Source organism: Diaphorobacter limosus (assembly GCF_033100095.1).
GTDB lineage: Bacteria > Pseudomonadota > Gammaproteobacteria > Burkholderiales > Burkholderiaceae_C > Alicycliphilus > Alicycliphilus limosus.
Genome location: NZ_CP136921.1, coordinates 1,627,484 through 1,643,342 on the forward strand (window position 1 = coordinate 1,627,484; position 15,859 = coordinate 1,643,342).

At 65.9% G+C, this 15,859-nt stretch carries 16 protein-coding genes; 9 read left to right on the forward strand and 7 right to left on the reverse strand.

Translation table 11 applies throughout. The annotated features are described in order from the left end of the window. Positions 1–27 precede the first annotated feature (27 nt). Positions 28–261, forward strand: coding sequence for a 50S ribosomal protein L28 (rpmB, locus tag P4826_RS07860; RefSeq protein WP_293219891.1), 234 nt, complete (start codon positions 28–30; stop codon positions 259–261). Positions 262–281: 20 nt separating this feature from the next. After that, a complete protein-coding gene (rpmG, locus tag P4826_RS07865; RefSeq protein WP_013518066.1) occupies positions 282–452 on the forward strand; it encodes a 50S ribosomal protein L33 in 171 nt (56 codons plus the stop codon). A gap of 58 nt (positions 453–510) precedes the next feature. On the opposite strand, the gene P4826_RS07870 is transcribed toward rpmG, so the two are convergent. Together P4826_RS07870 and purN are read right to left on the reverse strand one after the other, a co-directional pair. After that, positions 511–1,782 carry an RsmB/NOP family class I SAM-dependent RNA methyltransferase gene (locus tag P4826_RS07870; RefSeq protein ID WP_317703296.1) on the reverse strand — a complete coding sequence of 424 codons (1,272 nt, stop codon included), beginning with the start codon at positions 1,780–1,782 and terminating at the stop codon, positions 511–513. A gap of 93 nt (positions 1,783–1,875) precedes the next feature. Then, a complete protein-coding gene (gene purN, locus P4826_RS07875) occupies positions 1,876–2,460 on the reverse strand; it encodes a phosphoribosylglycinamide formyltransferase (protein ID WP_317703297.1) in 585 nt (194 codons plus the stop codon). Positions 2,461–2,483: 23 nt separating this feature from the next. Between purN and P4826_RS07880 the strand changes: the two genes are divergently transcribed. Genes P4826_RS07880 through P4826_RS07890 form a run of 3 tightly spaced genes read left to right on the forward strand, consistent with a single transcriptional unit; the run spans position 2,484 to position 5,534 of the window. Next, the gene (locus P4826_RS07880) at positions 2,484–3,176 is read left to right on the forward strand and encodes a YceH family protein (RefSeq protein ID WP_317703298.1); all 693 of its coding nucleotides are present in this window, start codon (positions 2,484–2,486) and stop codon (positions 3,174–3,176) included. A 46-nt stretch (positions 3,177–3,222) separates the two neighbouring features. Continuing rightward, positions 3,223–4,404 (forward strand): acyl-CoA dehydrogenase family protein, encoded by a 1,182-nt coding sequence (locus tag P4826_RS07885; protein ID WP_317703299.1) that lies wholly within the window; start codon positions 3,223–3,225, stop codon positions 4,402–4,404. A 14-nt stretch (positions 4,405–4,418) separates the two neighbouring features. After that, positions 4,419–5,534: an acyl-CoA dehydrogenase family protein gene (locus P4826_RS07890; RefSeq protein ID WP_317703300.1), complete on the forward strand. Its 1,116-nt coding sequence runs from the start codon at positions 4,419–4,421 to the stop codon at positions 5,532–5,534. A gap of 114 nt (positions 5,535–5,648) precedes the next feature. Here P4826_RS07890 and P4826_RS07895 read toward each other — a convergent pair whose 3' ends face one another. The 3 genes from P4826_RS07895 to P4826_RS07905 form a co-directional block, all read right to left on the reverse strand. Beyond that, positions 5,649–6,245, reverse strand: a complete 597-nt coding sequence (locus P4826_RS07895) for an exosortase H-associated membrane protein (protein ID WP_317703301.1) — start codon at positions 6,243–6,245, stop codon at positions 5,649–5,651. Then, positions 6,235–6,750, reverse strand: coding sequence for an exosortase H (gene xrtH, locus P4826_RS07900; protein ID WP_317703302.1), 516 nt, complete (start codon positions 6,748–6,750; stop codon positions 6,235–6,237). Before xrtH ends, P4826_RS07895 begins: the two co-directional genes overlap by 11 nt. A 77-nt stretch (positions 6,751–6,827) precedes the next feature. Further along, complete coding sequence (locus P4826_RS07905) at positions 6,828–7,385, reverse strand: HNH endonuclease (protein ID WP_317703303.1); 558 nt, start codon at positions 7,383–7,385, stop codon at positions 6,828–6,830. A gap of 165 nt (positions 7,386–7,550) precedes the next feature. Here P4826_RS07905 and P4826_RS07910 point away from each other — a divergent pair, with 165 nt between their 5' ends. From P4826_RS07910 to P4826_RS07930, 4 genes are all read left to right on the forward strand, one after another. Continuing rightward, positions 7,551–8,594, forward strand: coding sequence for a bifunctional riboflavin kinase/FAD synthetase (locus P4826_RS07910; protein WP_317703304.1), 1,044 nt, complete (start codon positions 7,551–7,553; stop codon positions 8,592–8,594). Between the two features lie 94 nt (positions 8,595–8,688). Then, a complete protein-coding gene (ileS, locus tag P4826_RS07915; protein ID WP_317703305.1) occupies positions 8,689–11,544 on the forward strand; it encodes an isoleucine--tRNA ligase in 2,856 nt (951 codons plus the stop codon). Beyond that, positions 11,544–12,041: a signal peptidase II gene (gene lspA, locus P4826_RS07920; RefSeq protein ID WP_317703306.1), complete on the forward strand. Its 498-nt coding sequence runs from the start codon at positions 11,544–11,546 to the stop codon at positions 12,039–12,041. The genes ileS and lspA overlap by 1 nt, the downstream gene beginning before the upstream one ends. A 267-nt stretch (positions 12,042–12,308) precedes the next feature. Continuing rightward, complete coding sequence (locus P4826_RS07930; RefSeq protein WP_317703307.1) at positions 12,309–13,976, forward strand: Na/Pi cotransporter family protein; 1,668 nt, start codon at positions 12,309–12,311, stop codon at positions 13,974–13,976. Positions 13,977–13,983: 7 nt separating this feature from the next. Here P4826_RS07930 and P4826_RS07935 read toward each other — a convergent pair whose 3' ends face one another. Beyond that, positions 13,984–14,802, reverse strand: coding sequence for an NUDIX hydrolase (locus P4826_RS07935; RefSeq protein ID WP_317703308.1), 819 nt, complete (start codon positions 14,800–14,802; stop codon positions 13,984–13,986). Beyond that, positions 14,802–15,788, reverse strand: a complete 987-nt coding sequence (locus tag P4826_RS07940; RefSeq protein WP_317703309.1) for a quinone oxidoreductase family protein — start codon at positions 15,786–15,788, stop codon at positions 14,802–14,804. The genes P4826_RS07935 and P4826_RS07940 overlap by 1 nt, the downstream gene beginning before the upstream one ends. Positions 15,789–15,859: the final 71 nt, after the last annotated feature.

Genomic DNA, 15,859 nt, shown 5'->3' on the forward strand with positions numbered 1-15,859 from the left:
CAGCCGTGCAACTACCGGAGTGTCCTGATGGCACGCGTATGTGAAGTAACGGGCAAGAAGCCCATGGTGGGAAACAACGTCTCCCACGCCAACAACAAGACCAAGCGTCGTTTCCTGCCCAACCTGCAGTACCGCCGTTTCTGGGTGGAGAGCGAAAACCGCTGGGTGCGCCTGCGTGTCTCCAGCGCCGCCCTGCGTCTGATCGACAAGAACGGCATCGAATCCGTGCTCGCAGACATGCGTGCCCGTGGCCAAGCTTAATTTCCTGAAGGAGAAACACCATGGCTGCTAAAGGCGGACGCGAAAAGATCAAGCTGGTGTCCACGGCTGAGACCGGGCACTTCTACACCACCACCAAGAACAAGAAGACGATGCCCGAGAAGATGAGCATCATCAAGTTCGACCCCAAGGCTCGCAAGCATGTCGAGTACAAGGAAGCCAAGCTGAAGTAATTCGGCCCGGCTCCTGACAAGAACCGCCACGGCACCAGCCCTGGCGGTTTTTTTTGGCCTATTTGCGCTGCCACACGGCAGCGAAGAAGCCGTCTGTCTGGTGCAGATGCGGCCAAAGGCGCAGGTAGGCCTGGCCGTCCGCACCGCCGCTGCACAGGCTGGCCGGCTGCTCCACCTTGAGGCGCGCCAGCAGCTCGCCCGCCTGCAGCGGCTCAAAGTCCGCATGGGCGGCGCCAAAGGCCAAGGCGATGGCCTCGTTCTCCTCGGGCAGCACGCTGCAGGTGGCATAAACCAGGCGGCCGCCAGGCTTCACCAGGCGCGCGGCACTCTCCAGGATAGCGGTCTGCTTGGCCGTCAGCTCCTGCACGGCCTGGGGCGACTGGCGCCATTTCAGATCCGGATTGCGGCGCAGAGTGCCCAGACCCGAGCAGGGCGCATCAACCAGCACGCGGTCGATCTTGCCGGCCAGGCGCTTGACGCGCTCATCGCGTTCATGGGCGATGGCCGCCGGGTGCACATTCGACAGGCCGCTGCGCGCCAGGCGCGGCTTCAGCGCATCGAGCCGGTGCGCCGACACGTCGAACGCATACAGCCGCCCGGTGCTGCGCATGGCCGCGCCAATCGCCAGGGTCTTGCCGCCGGCACCGGCACAAAAATCGACCACCATCTCGCCGCGCTTGGCATCCAGCAGCAGGGCCAGCAGCTGCGAGCCCTCGTCCTGCACCTCGATGGCGCCGCGCGTGAAGGCGTCCAGCCGGGTCAGCGCCGGCTTGCCCTCGATACGCAGCCCCCAAGGGGAATACGGTGTGGCCTTCGCCTTGATGCCCGCCTGCGCCAGCTCCTTCTGGAGCGATTCGCGCTTGTCCTTCAAGGCATTGACGCGCAGATCCAGCGGCGCCGACTGCGCCAGGCTGTCAACCAGCGGCCAGAAACCCTCACCCAGCTGAGCCTTCAGCGGCTCGGCCAGCCACTGCGGCAGGTTGTGGCGCTGCGGCTCCAGCAGCTCCTCGGGGCGCACCGCGTCGCAGGCATCGACCCAGTCCTTTTCCTGCGCGGAGAGCGCGCTTTTCAGAAAGTCGCGCGGGCCGTAAAAGCCCAGAATGGCCAGGCGCCGCTCACGCGGGCCTTGACCTGAGCGCGCCAGCTGCTCGAACAGCGGCTTCTTGCGCAGCACGGCGTAGGCGGTTTCGGCCAGCGTGGCGCGCTCGCGCGGCCCGAGACTGCGGTGTTCGCGGAAATAGCGCGAGACGACAGCGTCGGCCGGGTGTTCAAAAGTAAGCGTCAGCCTGACGAGTTCGGCGCAGGCGTCCAGAAGGGCTTTGGGATGCATGGGTGTGATTGTCCCATCTTGCGGCGCTGTCTCGCCGGCCGCATCACTTATCAAAAAAACTGGCCTTAGCCTTTATCCATCAAGCACCAACAGCTATATTTTTGAAAGCAGATGCGCCAACACCGCCCTGGGGTAAATCAGGTGCTCCTGTGTCAGCACGCGCGCCGCCAGACTCTCGGCCGTGTCATCAGGGAGCAGCGGCACCACGGCCTGGTCCAGGATCGGGCCCACGTCGAGCTCGGCCGTCACCAGGTGCACGGTGCAGCCGGCAAACCTGCAGCCCGCATCTATGGCGCGCTGGTGCGTGTGCAGGCCGGTGAAGGCCGGCAGCAGCGAGGGGTGGATGTTCACCAGCCGGCCGGCAAAGTGATCAACGAAGCCGGGGGTGAGGATGCGCATGAAGCCCGCCAGCACCACCAGGGCCGGCTCGCAGGCGTCTATGGCCTGGGCCAGGGCGGCGTCGAAGGCCTCGCGCGAGGCGTAGGCCTTGTGGTCCAGCACCTGGGTGGCGATGCCCTGCTCCTGCGCTATGGCCAGGCCCTTGGCGTCCTGCTTGTTGCTCAGTACCGCCGCAATACGGATGCCGTGGCGACCGGCCCAGTCCTGTTGCTGTGCGGCGCGCACGATCGCCGCCATGTTGGAACCGCCGCCAGAGATCAAGATTACGATGTTCTTCATTTGCCGCAAATTATCCCCTGCCCATGCCCTTCGATCCGCGCCAGCGCCCCCTCTCCGCCCCCGAAGCCCGCGTGCTCGCCACGCTCTTGGAAAAGTCGCGCACCGTGCCCGACAGCTATCCGCTGACGCTCAACAGCCTGGCCGCCGGCTGCAACCAGAAGACCAGCCGCGAGCCTGTCATGCAGCTGGCCGACGACGACCTGCTGCAGGCACTGACCAGCCTGCGCCAGCAGAGCCTGGTGGTCGAGATAGGCGGCGCCCGCGTGGCGCGCTGGGAGCACAATTTTGCGCGCGGCATAGGCGTGCCCGATCAGTCCGCCGTGCTGCTGGGTCTGCTCATGCTGCGCGGCCCGCAGACCGCCGCCGAGCTGCGCCTGAACGCCGAGCGCTGGCACCGCTTTGCCGACACCTCGTCAGTCGAGGCTTTCCTCGACGAACTGCAGGAGCGCAGTGACGAAAAGGGCGGCCCGCTGGTCATGCTGCTGCCCAAGGCGCCGGGCGCGCGCGAGCCGCGCTGGGCGCAGCTCTTGTGCGGGCCGGTGGACGTGGCGGCGCTGGCCGCCAGCCAGGCAGCAAGCGCCGCGCCAGCCCAGCCGGCTCTGCAGGCGCGCGTGGAGGCGCTGGAGGCCGAGGTGGCCCAGCTGCAGGCCCAGGTGCGCCGCCTGTGCGCAGAGCTGGGCCTGGACGCACCGCTGTCGCCGCCCGGACAGGAGTGAGGCGGGCTGCCGTGCTACAACCGCCTCCTGCAAAGGAGACGTTCGCATGGATCTCGCATTCACCCCCGAGGAACAGGCCTTTCGCCAGGACGTGCGCGCCTGGGTGCGCGCCAATCTGCCGCCAGCGATGGCGCACAAGGTGCACAACGCCCTGCGCCTGACGAGGGACGACCTGCAGGGCTGGGCCAGGATACTGGGCAAGAAGGGCTGGCTGGCCTTTGGCTGGCCCAAGGAGTTTGGCGGCCCCGGCTGGACAGCCGTGCAAAAGCATTTGTTCGAGGAGGAATGCGCCATGGCCGGCGCGCCGCGCATCATCCCCTTCGGGCCGGTGATGGTGGCGCCGGTCATCATGGCCTACGGCACGCCCGAGCAACAAAAACGCTTCCTGCCCGGCATTGCCGATGGCTCCGTGTGGTGGAGCCAGGGCTACTCCGAGCCGGGCTCGGGCTCGGATCTGGCCAGCGTCAAGACCCGCGCCGAGCGCGTCGGGGATAAATACATCGTCAACGGCCAGAAGACCTGGACCACGCTGGGCCAGCATGGCGACTGGATGTTCAACCTGGTGCGCACCAGCAACGAGGGCAAGCCCCAGACCGGCATCAGCTTTTTGCTGCTGGACATGAAGAGCCCCGGCGTGACGGTGCGGCCCATCAAGCTGCTCGATGGCGAATGCGAGGTCAACGAAGTCTTCTTCGACAACGTCGAGGTGCCCGCCGACCAGCTCATAGGCCAGGAGAACAAGGGCTGGACCTACGCCAAGCATCTGCTGTCCCACGAGCGCACCAACATCGCCGACGTAAACCGCGCCAAGCGCGAGCTGGAGCGCTTGAAGCGCATCGCCCGCGCCGAAGGCCTATGGGACGACCAGCGTTTTCGCGACCAGATCGCCCTGTTGGAGGTGGACATCGTGGCACTGGAGATGCTGGTGCTGCGCGTGCTGTCGATGGAAAAGAGCGGCAAGAACCCGCTGGACATCGCCGGCCTCTTGAAGATCAAGGGCAGCGAGATCCAGCAGCGCTACGCCGAGCTGATGATGCTGGCCGCCGGCCCCTACGCCCTGCCCCTGATCCAGGAGGCCATGGACGCGGGCTGGCAGGGACTGTTCCCCGGCGGCACCCTGGCCAACGCGCCGCTGGCATCGACCTACTTCAACATGCGCAAGACCACCATCTACGGCGGCAGCAATGAAGTGCAACGCAATATCGTTGCCCAAACCATCCTGGGCTGACAGGAGACAAGCACATGGACTTCGATTTTTCCGACGACCAGCAACAACTGCGTGACGCCGTGCGCCGCTGGGTGGACAAGGGCTATACCTTCGAGCGCCGCCGCGCCATCGTGGCAGCCGGGGGCTTTGAGCGCGCGGCCTATGGCGAGCTGGCCGAGCTGGGCCTCACGGCCCTGACCGTACCCGAGGCACATGGCGGCCTGGGCCAGGGCGCGATCGACGCCATGGTGGTGATGGAAGAGCTGGGCCGCGGCATCGTGCTGGAACCCCTGGCGCAGGCCTTCGTCACCGCCGGCGTGCTGGCGCAGTACGCACCGCAAGAGCTGCAGGCCGCCTGGCTGCCGCGCATCGCCAGTGGCGAGGTCCTGGTGGTGCTGGCACAGCAGGAGCGCAAGGCGCGCTACCGCCTTGATGTTTGCGAGGCAAAAGCGGTCGTAGCGGCCAATGGATATGCGCTTACAGCTATAAAAAACATAGTTTCAGCCGGTGACCAGGCCGACGCCTTCATCGTCCCCGCGCAACTCGACGGGCAGATCGCCCTGTTCCTGGTGGAGCGCGCTGCCGCCGACGTCAGCACGCGCGGCTACGGCACCCAGGACGGCAGCCGCGCCGCCGACCTGCAGCTGGCCAGCACCCCGGCCACCCTCATCACCACCGACGGCCTGGCCGCGCTGGAGTTGGCGGTGGACACCGCCATCGCCGCCGCCTGCGCCTACGCCGTGGGAGTGATGGATCAGACCTGCGCCGTCACCTTCGACTACCTGAACCAGCGCCGGCAGTTTGGCGTGGCAATCGCCAGCTTCCAGGCCCTGCGCCACCGGGCGGCCGACATGAAGATGCAGCTGGAGCTGGCACGCTCCATGAGCTACTACGCCAGCCTGAAACTCGGCGCCCCTGCCGAGGAGCGCCGCCGCGCACTGTCGCGCGCCAAGGTGCAACTGGGCCAGTCCATGCGCTTCGTCAGCCAGCAGGCGGTGCAGCTGTCGGGCGGCATAGGCGTGACGGACGAGTACATCGTCAGCCACTACTTCAAGACCTTGACGCAGCTGGAGATGAGCTGGGGCGACACGCTGCACCACCTGGGCGAGGTGTCGGCGCGCATGCAGGATCAGGCGGGGGTGTTTGCCTGAGCCTGCCGGGACCAACCACAATGGGCTTGGTCTTCACTACGAACCTCTGGACGGATCAGTGGCTCGCTGCGTTGATGTGTCACGCACAATGGTGCAAGTCTTGTCCTGCCTCGTTCAGCTTTTGCGCTGCGACATATCTGCCCAAAAACTGCTCACAAAATTTTTGCTCAGCGCCATCCAGATCAAGATTGGTAGCAAGGCGGTAAAGATGAACAGATTGAAGTGAAAGCCAAACGCCACCACTTCAGCCACCCAACCAGGCAGTCGGGTTTGAGCCAGGGCTTCATGACCTGCACGATTGAGCACATCATTGAGCCACTGCAGGCTGACAGCGACCGCCTGCAGCACCAGCATGCCCGCCGAGCCCAGCAGTAGTTTGCGCAGCAACGCTGGTGGGCGCGAGGCAAGCAGCAAAGACCATAGCATCACCATGCCGTAGCCCTGCAACCGGTAGTCCGCGACCGGCGCCAGTGCGCCCATGCGGATCTGGCCCTGATGCTGGCTAAACACCTTGATGCTGGTCTGCAGCACTCCTGACGCGCCCACGCGCTCGTAACCCAGGGCCCATTGAAAGATGCTTGAGCAAGCCTCTCCAGCCATATAAAACACCGGCACAGACAGTATCGGAGCCAGGTAATACCAGGGCGGCATGAGGCACAGCAACCCAACAATGGCGAGCGCAAAAAACCGGCTTAACGGCTTAGTTTGCATGTCCAGATACCTCTTCTTGCTCCGCCGTCCTTCTTGCAGTCCAACGAATCCACAGCAGCCACACCACCAGCACATCAAGCATGATCAAGGCCTGCCAGAGATACAGGTGTGCAAACTCAAACACCGGTAAATTCCACTGCCCCAGGTAATACAGGCTGATGATGCGCAACAAGTTCACCGCCTGCACGGCAGCAAAGCCCAGAGTCATGCCCAGCAGCTTCTGCGTCCAGCTAGCCGGGAAGGCGACCATTCCGGCGATCAGCACAATGGCCGCCTCGATGCCGTTACACCCCGCCTCAATAGACACCGCAAAACCTGTGGCTTTGCTCATCAAGATGCGCCCCTGATGGAGTACATCTGTATCGAACACGGATATGAGATTCGCGCTGGCCGTCGCTAGCCATTGAGTCCATGGATCAGCGACCCGCTGCTGCACCGAATCAAGCATGTCGATGCGAAACAGCACCACCAAGCAGACCACGAAAATAACGAAGAACCGAGTCATGAACCAAGAACACAAAAAGGAGCCCGGGGATTATCCACAGACTCATAGCCCCCAATGGTCAGCAATCGTTGATCGCCTCAGCTCAGCAGCCGCGACGATTTGGGCACATGCGCCATCAAAAACTCCATCTGGTCGGCCAGGATGCGGCGGTTTCTCAGGATGAAGTCTTCCCACAGGCTGGGCACGTAGGGCGTATACAGCAAGGGCATATGCGCCTGCTCGGGCGTGCGCGGGCCCTTGCGGTGGTTGCAGGCGCGGCAGGCGGTGACCACGTTCATCCAGTGGTTCAGGCCGCGGCTGGCGAAGGGCACGATGTGCTCGCGCGTCAGGTCTTCCTCGTGAAAGCGTCCGCCGCAATAGGCGCAGATGTTGCGGTCGCGCGTGAACAGCTTGGCGTTGGTCAGGCTGGGGCGCAGATCGAAGGGGTTGATATGCGGCACGCCGCGCGTGCCTATGATGCTGCTGACCGCGATCTGCGACTGCTCGCCGGTGACGGCGTTGTGCCCGCCGCGAAACAGCGCCACCTGGGCGCCGATCTCCCAGCGCACCTCGCCCGCGGCGTAATGCGTCACTGCCTGCTCCAGTGATATCCACGATTGCGGCAACCCCTGGCCCGAGAGCTTCAAGACCTTCACCACCCGCCTCCTGTCATGCAACACAAGAATGGAATGACAACGTTGATGCTTCGCCGGCCGCCCCATGCGGTGCGCCGGTAGCGCACAATATACCCCTTTCGCAACAAACAGGCGTCAAGCGCTTGATGGACTTGCGCCAAACGCTATTAAAAGTAAAGCACTGCGATGAAGATCTTCCGCGGCTTCCATCATCCGCAAGTGGCCAGCGCCTGCGCGCTCACCATAGGCAACTTCGACGGCGTGCACCGCGGCCACCAGGCCATGCTGGCGCTGCTGAACAACGAGGCGCAGCACCGCGGCGTGGCCAGCTGCGTGCTGACCTTTGAGCCCCACCCGCGCGACTACTTTGCCCGCGTGCACCACAAGCCGGACATCGCCCCGGCACGCATAGGCACGCTGCGCGACAAGCTCGCCGAGCTGGCGCGCTGCGGCGTGCAGCAGGCCGTGGTGCTGCCCTTCAACGACAAGCTGGCCAGTCTGCCGGCCCAGGCCTTCATCGACGAGGTGGTGGTGCGCGGCCTGGGCGCGCGCTACCTGCTGGTGGGCGACGACTTTCGCTTTGGCAGCCAGCGCGCAGGCGACTATGCGATGCTGGACGCCGCCGGCCCGGCCGGCGGCTTCGAGGTGGCGCGCATGATGAGCTACGAGGTGCATGGCCTGCGCGTCTCCAGCACCGCCGTGCGCGCGGCGCTGGCCGCGGGCGACATGGCCGAGGCGGCGCGCCTGTTGGGCCGGCCCTACGCCATCAGCGGCCATGTGGTGCATGGGCGCAAGCTCGGGCGCCAGCTGGGCCGCTCGGCCGCCAGCGGGGCGGATCAGGACGGTTTTCGCACCCTCAACCTGCGCTTTGCGCACTGGAAGCCGGCCGCCAGCGGCATCTTCGCGGTGCTGGTGCATGGCCTGCACGATGCGCCCCTGCCCGGCGTGGCGAATCTGGGCGTGCGCCCCTCGCTCGACCCGCGCGACGCGAACGGCGGGCGCGTGCTGCTGGAGACCCATTGCCTGGACTGGCCCACGCACCTGGGCGCCGAGGGGGGCTACGGTAAAATCGTGCGCGTGGAACTACTGCACAAACTGCACGACGAGCTGAAATACGACAGTCTTGACACCCTCACCGCCGGCATCGCCCGGGACTGCGAGGACGCGCGCGCCTTCTTTGCCACGGCCCACGCCGAGACCCGTCGCCAGACCACGCGCGACCGAATTTGACGGGGCCGCCTTCGCCCCGCCCCTCGCCTTAGCTGTTGCACCGCCCTTCCGGGCCCAGCGCCTGGAACGCCCTTGATTTGAAGGTTTCCCTCCCATGTCCGAGAACAAAACGCCCAAGCCCGAAGCGTCCGCCTACCGCGCCACGCTGAACATGCCCGACACGCCCTTCCCGATGCGCGGCGACCTGCCCAAACGCGAGCCGCAATGGGCCAAGGACTGGAGCGAGCAAGGCGTGTACAAAAAGCTGCGCGACGCGCGACGCGATGCGCCCAAGTTCATCCTGCACGACGGCCCGCCGTACGCCAACGGCCAGATCCACATCGGCCACGCGATGAACAAGATCTTGAAGGACATGATCGTCAAGAGCCGCCAGCTGGAGGGTTTTGACGCGCTCTACACCCCCGGCTGGGACTGCCACGGCCTGCCGATCGAGAACGCCATCGAGAAAAAACACGGCCGCAACCTGCCGCGCGACGAGATGCAGGCGCGCGGCCGCGCCTTTGCCACCGAGCAGATCGCGCAGCAGATGGCCGACTTCCAGCGCCTGGGCGTGCTGGGCGAATGGGACAACCCCTACCAGACCATGGCCTACGCCAGCGAGGCGGGCGAGCTGCGCGCGCTGAAAAAAGTGATGGAGCGCGGCTTCGTCTACCGCGGCCTCAAGCCCGTGTACTGGTGCTTTGACTGCGCCAGTTCGCTCGCCGAATTCGAGATCGAGTACCAGGACAAGCAAAGCCAGACGCTGGACGTGATGTTCCCGGCGGCCGACCCGGCGCGCCTGGCTGCAGCCTTCGGCCTGCCCGCGCTGACCAAAGAAGCCTTCATCGTCATCTGGACCACCACCGCCTGGACGATCCCCGCCAACCAGGCGCTGAACGTCAACCCCGAGCTCGAATACAGCCTGGTCGATACCGAGCGCGGCCTGCTCCTCGTCGCCAGTGCGCTGGTCGAGAAATGCCTGGAGCGCTGGAAGCTGCAAGGCCAGGTGGTCGCCACGGCCCTGGGGCAAAAGCTGGATTTGATGCCCTTCAAGCACCCTCTGGCCCATGTGGACAAGGCCTTTGACCGCATCTCCCCGGTGTACCTGGCCGACTACGCCACGGCCGAGGACGGCACCGGCATCGTGCACAGCGCGCCGGCCTATGGCGTGGACGACTTCAACTCCTGCGTGGCCCATGGCCTGAAATACGAGGACATCCTGAACCCCGTGCAGGGCAACGGCGTGTACGCGCCAGAGCTGGGGATGTTCGGCGGCCAGCATATCTGGAAGGCCGTGCCGGTGATCATCGACGCGCTCAAGGTGGCTGGGCGCCTGCTCGACAGCATCACCATCACGCACAGCTACCCGCATTGCTGGCGCCACAAGAGCCCGGTGATCTACCGCGCCGCCGCGCAGTGGTTCGTGCGCATGGACGAGGGCGAGGGCGTGTTCACCGACCCAGCACAAAAACCGGCACAAACCCTGCGCCAGATTGCGCTGGCAGCTATCGAAAAAACCAGCTTCTACCCCGAGAACGGCAAGGCCCGGCTGCGCGACATGATCGCCGGCCGGCCCGACTGGTGCATCTCGCGCCAGCGCAGCTGGGGCGTGCCCCTGCCCTTCTTCCTGCATGTGGACTCGGGCGAACTGCACCCGCGCACCATGGAGATCATGGACCAGGCCGCCGAGATCGTTGAAAAGGGCGGCATCGAAGCCTGGAGCCGCGCCACTGCAGAAGAAATTCTGGGTGCCGAGGACGCCAAGCTCTATACCAAGAGCACCGACATCCTCGAAGTCTGGTTCGACTCGGGCTCCACCTTCTGGCATGTGCTGCGCGGCACGCACGCCGGCATGCACCACGACGAAGGCCCCGAGGCCGACCTGTACCTGGAAGGCCATGACCAGCACCGCGGCTGGTTCCATTCCTCGCTGCTGCTGTCCAGCGCCATCTTTGGCCGCGCGCCCTACCGCGGGCTGCTCACGCACGGCTTCACCGTGGACGGCCAGGGCAAGAAGATGAGCAAGTCGCTGGGCAACACTGTCTCGCCGCAGGAGGTGAGCGGCAAGCTCGGCGCCGAAATCATCCGCCTGTGGTGCGCATCGACCGACTATTCGGGCGACCTGGCGATCGACGACAAGATCCTGGCGCGCGTGGTCGATGCCTACCGCCGCATCCGCAACACGCTGCGCTTTCTGCTGGCCAACGTCAGCGACTTCGATCCGGCCCGGGACGCCGTGGCCGAGGCCGAGCTGCTGGAGATCGACCGCTGGGCGCTGGCGCGCGCGGCCGAGTTCCAGGCCGAGGTGCTGGCGCATTACAAGGTCTACGAATTCCACCCCGTGGTCGCCAAGCTGCAGCTGTTCTGCTCGGAAGACCTGGGGGGCTTTTACCTCGACGTGCTGAAAGACCGCCTGTACACCACGGGCGCCAAAAGCCTGGCGCGGCGCAGCGCGCAGACCGCGCTCTACCAGATCACCCACGCCATGCTGCGCTGGATGGCACCCTTTCTGTCGTTCACGGCGGAAGAGGCCTGGAAGCAGTTTGGCGGCTCCGACTCCATCTTCCTGGAGACCTTCCAGACCCTGCCGGCGGGCGACTCCGCGCTGCTGGCCAAGTGGCAGCGCCTGCGCGCCATCCGGGACGCGGCGAACAAGGAAATAGAGAACGTACGCACGTCGGGCGCCGTGGGCAGCTCGCTGCAGGCCGTGGTGACGCTAACCGCCGCACCGGAAGACCATGCGCTGCTGGCCGGCCTGGGCGAGGATATGAAGTTCGTGCTCATCGTTTCCACTACTAATTTAGTAGCTGGAGACTCTCTACAGATAAGCGTTACAGCCAGTTCTGACCAAAAGTGTGAGCGCTGCTGGCACTACCGCGCCGACGTGGGCAGCAACCCGGCTCACCCCACGCTGTGCGCGCGCTGCGACAGCAACCTGCACGGCGCGGGCGAGACCCGGGTGCACGCCTGATGGCGCGCGCCAAGAAAGTCGGCGGCGCCAGCCTGTGGCCCTGGCTGGGCTGGGCCGTGCTGCTGGTGATTGCCGACCAGTTCACCAAGACGCTGATCCTGGGCTACTACCGCCTGGGCGACGCCACCTACGTCACCAGCTTCTTCAACGTCGTGCGCGCGCACAACACCGGCGCGGCCTTCTCCTTCCTGGCGGACGCCGGCGGCTGGCAGCGCTGGCTGTTCACCGGCATTGCCGTGGTGGTGGCGGTGTTCATCGTCTGGCAGCTGCGCGCGCACCCGGGGCAAAGGCTGTTTGCCTTCGCGCTGTCCAGCATCCTGGGCGGCGCCATAGGCAATGTGGTCGATCGCCTGCAGCATGGCTATGTGGTGGATTTTCTCGACTTTCACCTGCGCGGCTGGCATTTCCCGGCCTTCAACGTGGCCGACTGCGCCATCAGCGTGGGCGCGGCCTGTCTGATCCTCGACGAACTGCTGCGCGTGCGGCGCGAGCGCTGATCGGCGATCCCGGAACCAACCCCGCCCCGGGACCTGTCGAACCTGGAGCATTGCCGAAAGCGCTATCCGAGGGCTACGTAGCCAAAGCAGCCCCAGCTGGGCGGGTTTGCCGGATTTGCAGCCGGCGACCGCCTCGTGTTGGCGCCTGGGACGGCCAGCGTCTGGTTTCGCACCTGGCGGCATCGGGGGTTTTCGAAGGGCCTTATCCTTTCCACGACAATGGAGTGCTCATAGACTGATAGCGCTCAAGCCCCGCCATACCAAGACATGAAGCATTTGTTGAACCTGCTCGCCGCCATTGCCCTGCTGGTGTGGGGCATCCAAATGGTGCGCACCGGCATCCTGCGCGTGTTTGGCGCCAATTTGCGCCAATTGATCGCGCGCGGCGTGCGCACGCAACTGCTGGCCGTGTTCTCCGGGGTGGGGGTGACGGCGGTGGTGCAGTCCAGCACGGCCACGGCGCTGATCGTCTCGGCCTTCGTCGGCCAGGGCATGATCAGCCTGACCGCGGCGCTGACGGTGATGCTCGGCGCCGATGTGGGCTCGGCGCTGATGGCGGTGGTGTTCTCGCTGGACCTGTCCTGGCTCTCGCCGCTGTGCATTTTTGTCGGCGTGGTGCTGTATGTGGCGCGCCAGGACGGCAAGGCCGGGCGCGTGGGGCGCGTGCTCATCGGCCTGGGCCTGATGCTGCTGGCGCTGCGCCTGATCACCGAGTCCACCCTGGTGCTGACCCAGTCCGAGGTGGTGCGCACCCTGCTCATGGCGCTGACCAGCGACATCACGCTGGAGGTCATGACAGGCGCCATCCTGGCCATCATCTCCTACTCCAGCCTGGCCACGGTGCTGCTGGTGGCCACGCTGGCGGGCTCGGGCGGCATCCCCACCGAAGTGGCGCTGGGCCTGGTGGTGGGTGCCAACCTGGGCAGCGGCCTGCTGGCGGTGCTGACCACCATGCGCTCGAGCATTCAGACGCGCCAGGTGCCGCTGGGCAACCTGCTGTTCCGCATGGTGGCGGCCACGGTGATGATTCCGGTCATAGGCCTGTGGCACACGCATATCCAGACCCTGATCCCGGACAAGGTCAGCCAGGTGGTGCTGTTCCACCTGGCCTTCAACATCATGGGCACGCTGCTGTGCCTGCCCATCACCGGCCTGGTGGCCACCGCCGTGGGCAAGATCCTGCGCCAGGAGGAGCAACCGGCCTCGCTGTCGCGCCCGCACCACCTGGACGCCTCGGCCCTGTCCACGCCCTCGCTGGCCATTTCCTGCGCGGCACGCGAGGCCCTGCACCTGGCCGATCTGGTGGAAACCATGCTCAATGGCCTGAAGACCGTGTGGCAGACCGACGACGACAAGCTGGGCGCCGAGCTGCGCGGCCTGGACGACCAGGTGGACAGCCTGTACTCGGCCATCAAGTACTACATGACCAAGATCTCACGCTCCGAGCTGGATGAGGCCGAGGGCCGGCGCTGGACGGAAATCATCGGCTTCACCATCAACATGGAGCAGGTCGGCGACCTGGTGGAGCGCGTGCTGCAGGACGTGGAGGACAAGAAGATCAAGAAGGGGCGGCAGTTCTCACATGCCGGGCTGCAGGAGATCAACGAGATGCACGACCACCTGGTGGCCAACCTGCGCCTGGCCATGAGCGTGTTTCTGACCAGCAATGTGCGCGATGCGCAAAAGCTGCTGGAGGAGAAGAACCGCTTCCGCGAGCTGGAGCTGGCCTACGCCGCCACCCACCTCAACCGCCTGGCGGAAAACACCATCCAGAGCATAGAGACCAGCTCGCTGCACATCGACATCATCAGCGACCTGAAGCGCATCAATTCGCTGCTGTGCTCGGTGGCCTACCCGGTGCTGGAGGCCAGCAACGCCGTGGCCCCGCTGCGCCCGGAGGCCGAGGTGCCAAGCACGCAGAACGACCGGCTGTGAGCCTGCGCTACCAGCCGTAGAAGGCGGCCAGCACCAAAGCTGCCTCGGGCGTGAAGGCGCCCTGTGCCAGGCGCGCCTGCACCTCGCCGTGCGCCAGGCAATCAAAGCGCTCGACCTCGCCGTCCTGGTTGTCGGGCGTGGCCCCAGCCCGCACGGTGGCCTGGTACCAGTGGATGCATTCCACCATGTAGCCGGCGCCCCCGCCCTCGTCGCTGGGCAGGGCAAACCGCACCTGGCCACCCGGCCTCAGCCCAGACAGCTGGGCCATGCGCAGGCCGGCCTCCTCCCAGGTCTCGCGCGCCACGGCGGTCTGCAGGCTGTCGGCGGCCGACACCATGCCGCCCATCAGCGTGTCCCACATACCCGGGTTGCTGGCCTTGCTGTGCGCGCGCTGCTGCACCCACATGGCGGCGCCGTCGGCCGTGCAGCCCACCAGGTGCACGGCCTGGGTGGCCAGGCCCAGCACGCGCGCGGCGCCACGCTCCACCGTGGCCAGACGCCGGCCATCGACCGCGCACACGGCCAGTTGCTCGTCGCGCCAGGGGCCGCAGCGGCCGGCGGCGCGCAGGGTCAGCGCCAGGGCATTCAGCGCGGCCGTGGCATCGTCGGCGGCCAAGGCCCAGGCAGGGGCGCCTTCATACTCTACTATTGATAGCTGACAGCGCTTATCCAGCAAGCGCTGGAGGCCAATTTTATTAAAAATCTGTCCATCCACCGAGCCCACGCGCTCACCGCCCAGCAGCAGCGCCATGCGTGGCGCTGCCGGCGCGCAAGTGGCACGCGCGCGTGCGGCGGCCACCCAGGCGGGCGCCGTGGTGGCGGCCATCAGGGCAGCGTGAGCAGGGTGGAGCCCGTGGTCTTGCGCGCCTCCAGATCCCGGTGCGCCTGCTGCACGTCGGTCAGGGCGTAGCGCTGGGCAATGTGGATCTTCACCTGCCCGCTGGCGACCACGGCAAACAGCTCATCGGCCATGGCCTGCGTGGCGCCCCGCGTGCGGATATGCGTGAACAGCGTCTGGCGCGTGACGTAGAGCGAGCCCTTGGCCCCCAGCATGCCGGGCGCAAACGGCGCCACCGGCCCCGAGGCGTTGCCGAAGCTGGCCATCAAACCGAAGGGGCGCAGGCAATCGAGCGACTTGTCCCAGGTGTCCTTGCCCACCGAGTCGTAGACCACCTTCACGCCCTGGCCCGCGGTGATCTCCTTCACGCGGGCGGCAAAGTCTTCCTGCCGATAGTTGATGGCATGGGCCGCGCCGTTGTCCAGCGCCAGCTGGCATTTGGCGTCCGAGCCCGCCGTGGCGATGAGCCGCAGGCCCAATGCCCTGGCCCACTGGCAGGCGATCAGGCCCACACCGCCGGCGGCGGCGTGGAACAGCACGAAGTCGCCTGGCTCAAGCCCCTCGACGGGGCGTGTCTTTTTCAGCAAATACTGCGCCGTCAGGCCCTTGAGCATCATCGCCGCGCCGGTCTCGAAGCTGATGGCATCGGGCAGCTTGCACACACACATGGCGGGCATGACACGGCGCTCAGAGTAGCTGCCCGGCGGGTTGCTGGCATAGGCCGCGCGGTCGCCCACCTGCAGGTGCGTGACGCCCTCCCCCACGGCCTCGATCACGCCCGCGGCCTCCATGCCTATGCCGGCGGGCATGTTCAGGGGATACAGGCCGGTGCGGTGATAGACGTCGATGAAGTTCAGGCCCACGGCGTGGTGGCGTATGCGCACCTGGCCCGGGCCGGGCTCGCCCACCTGCACGTCAACGATCTGCAGTTCTTCAGGGCCGCCATGCTGGCGGATTTGTACGGCGAGGGTCATGGATCCAGTTCTCCTGCGTGCATTGCGATGGCCAGGATCGTGCCATGTTTGCCTGGCCCCTGCCCGGCGCG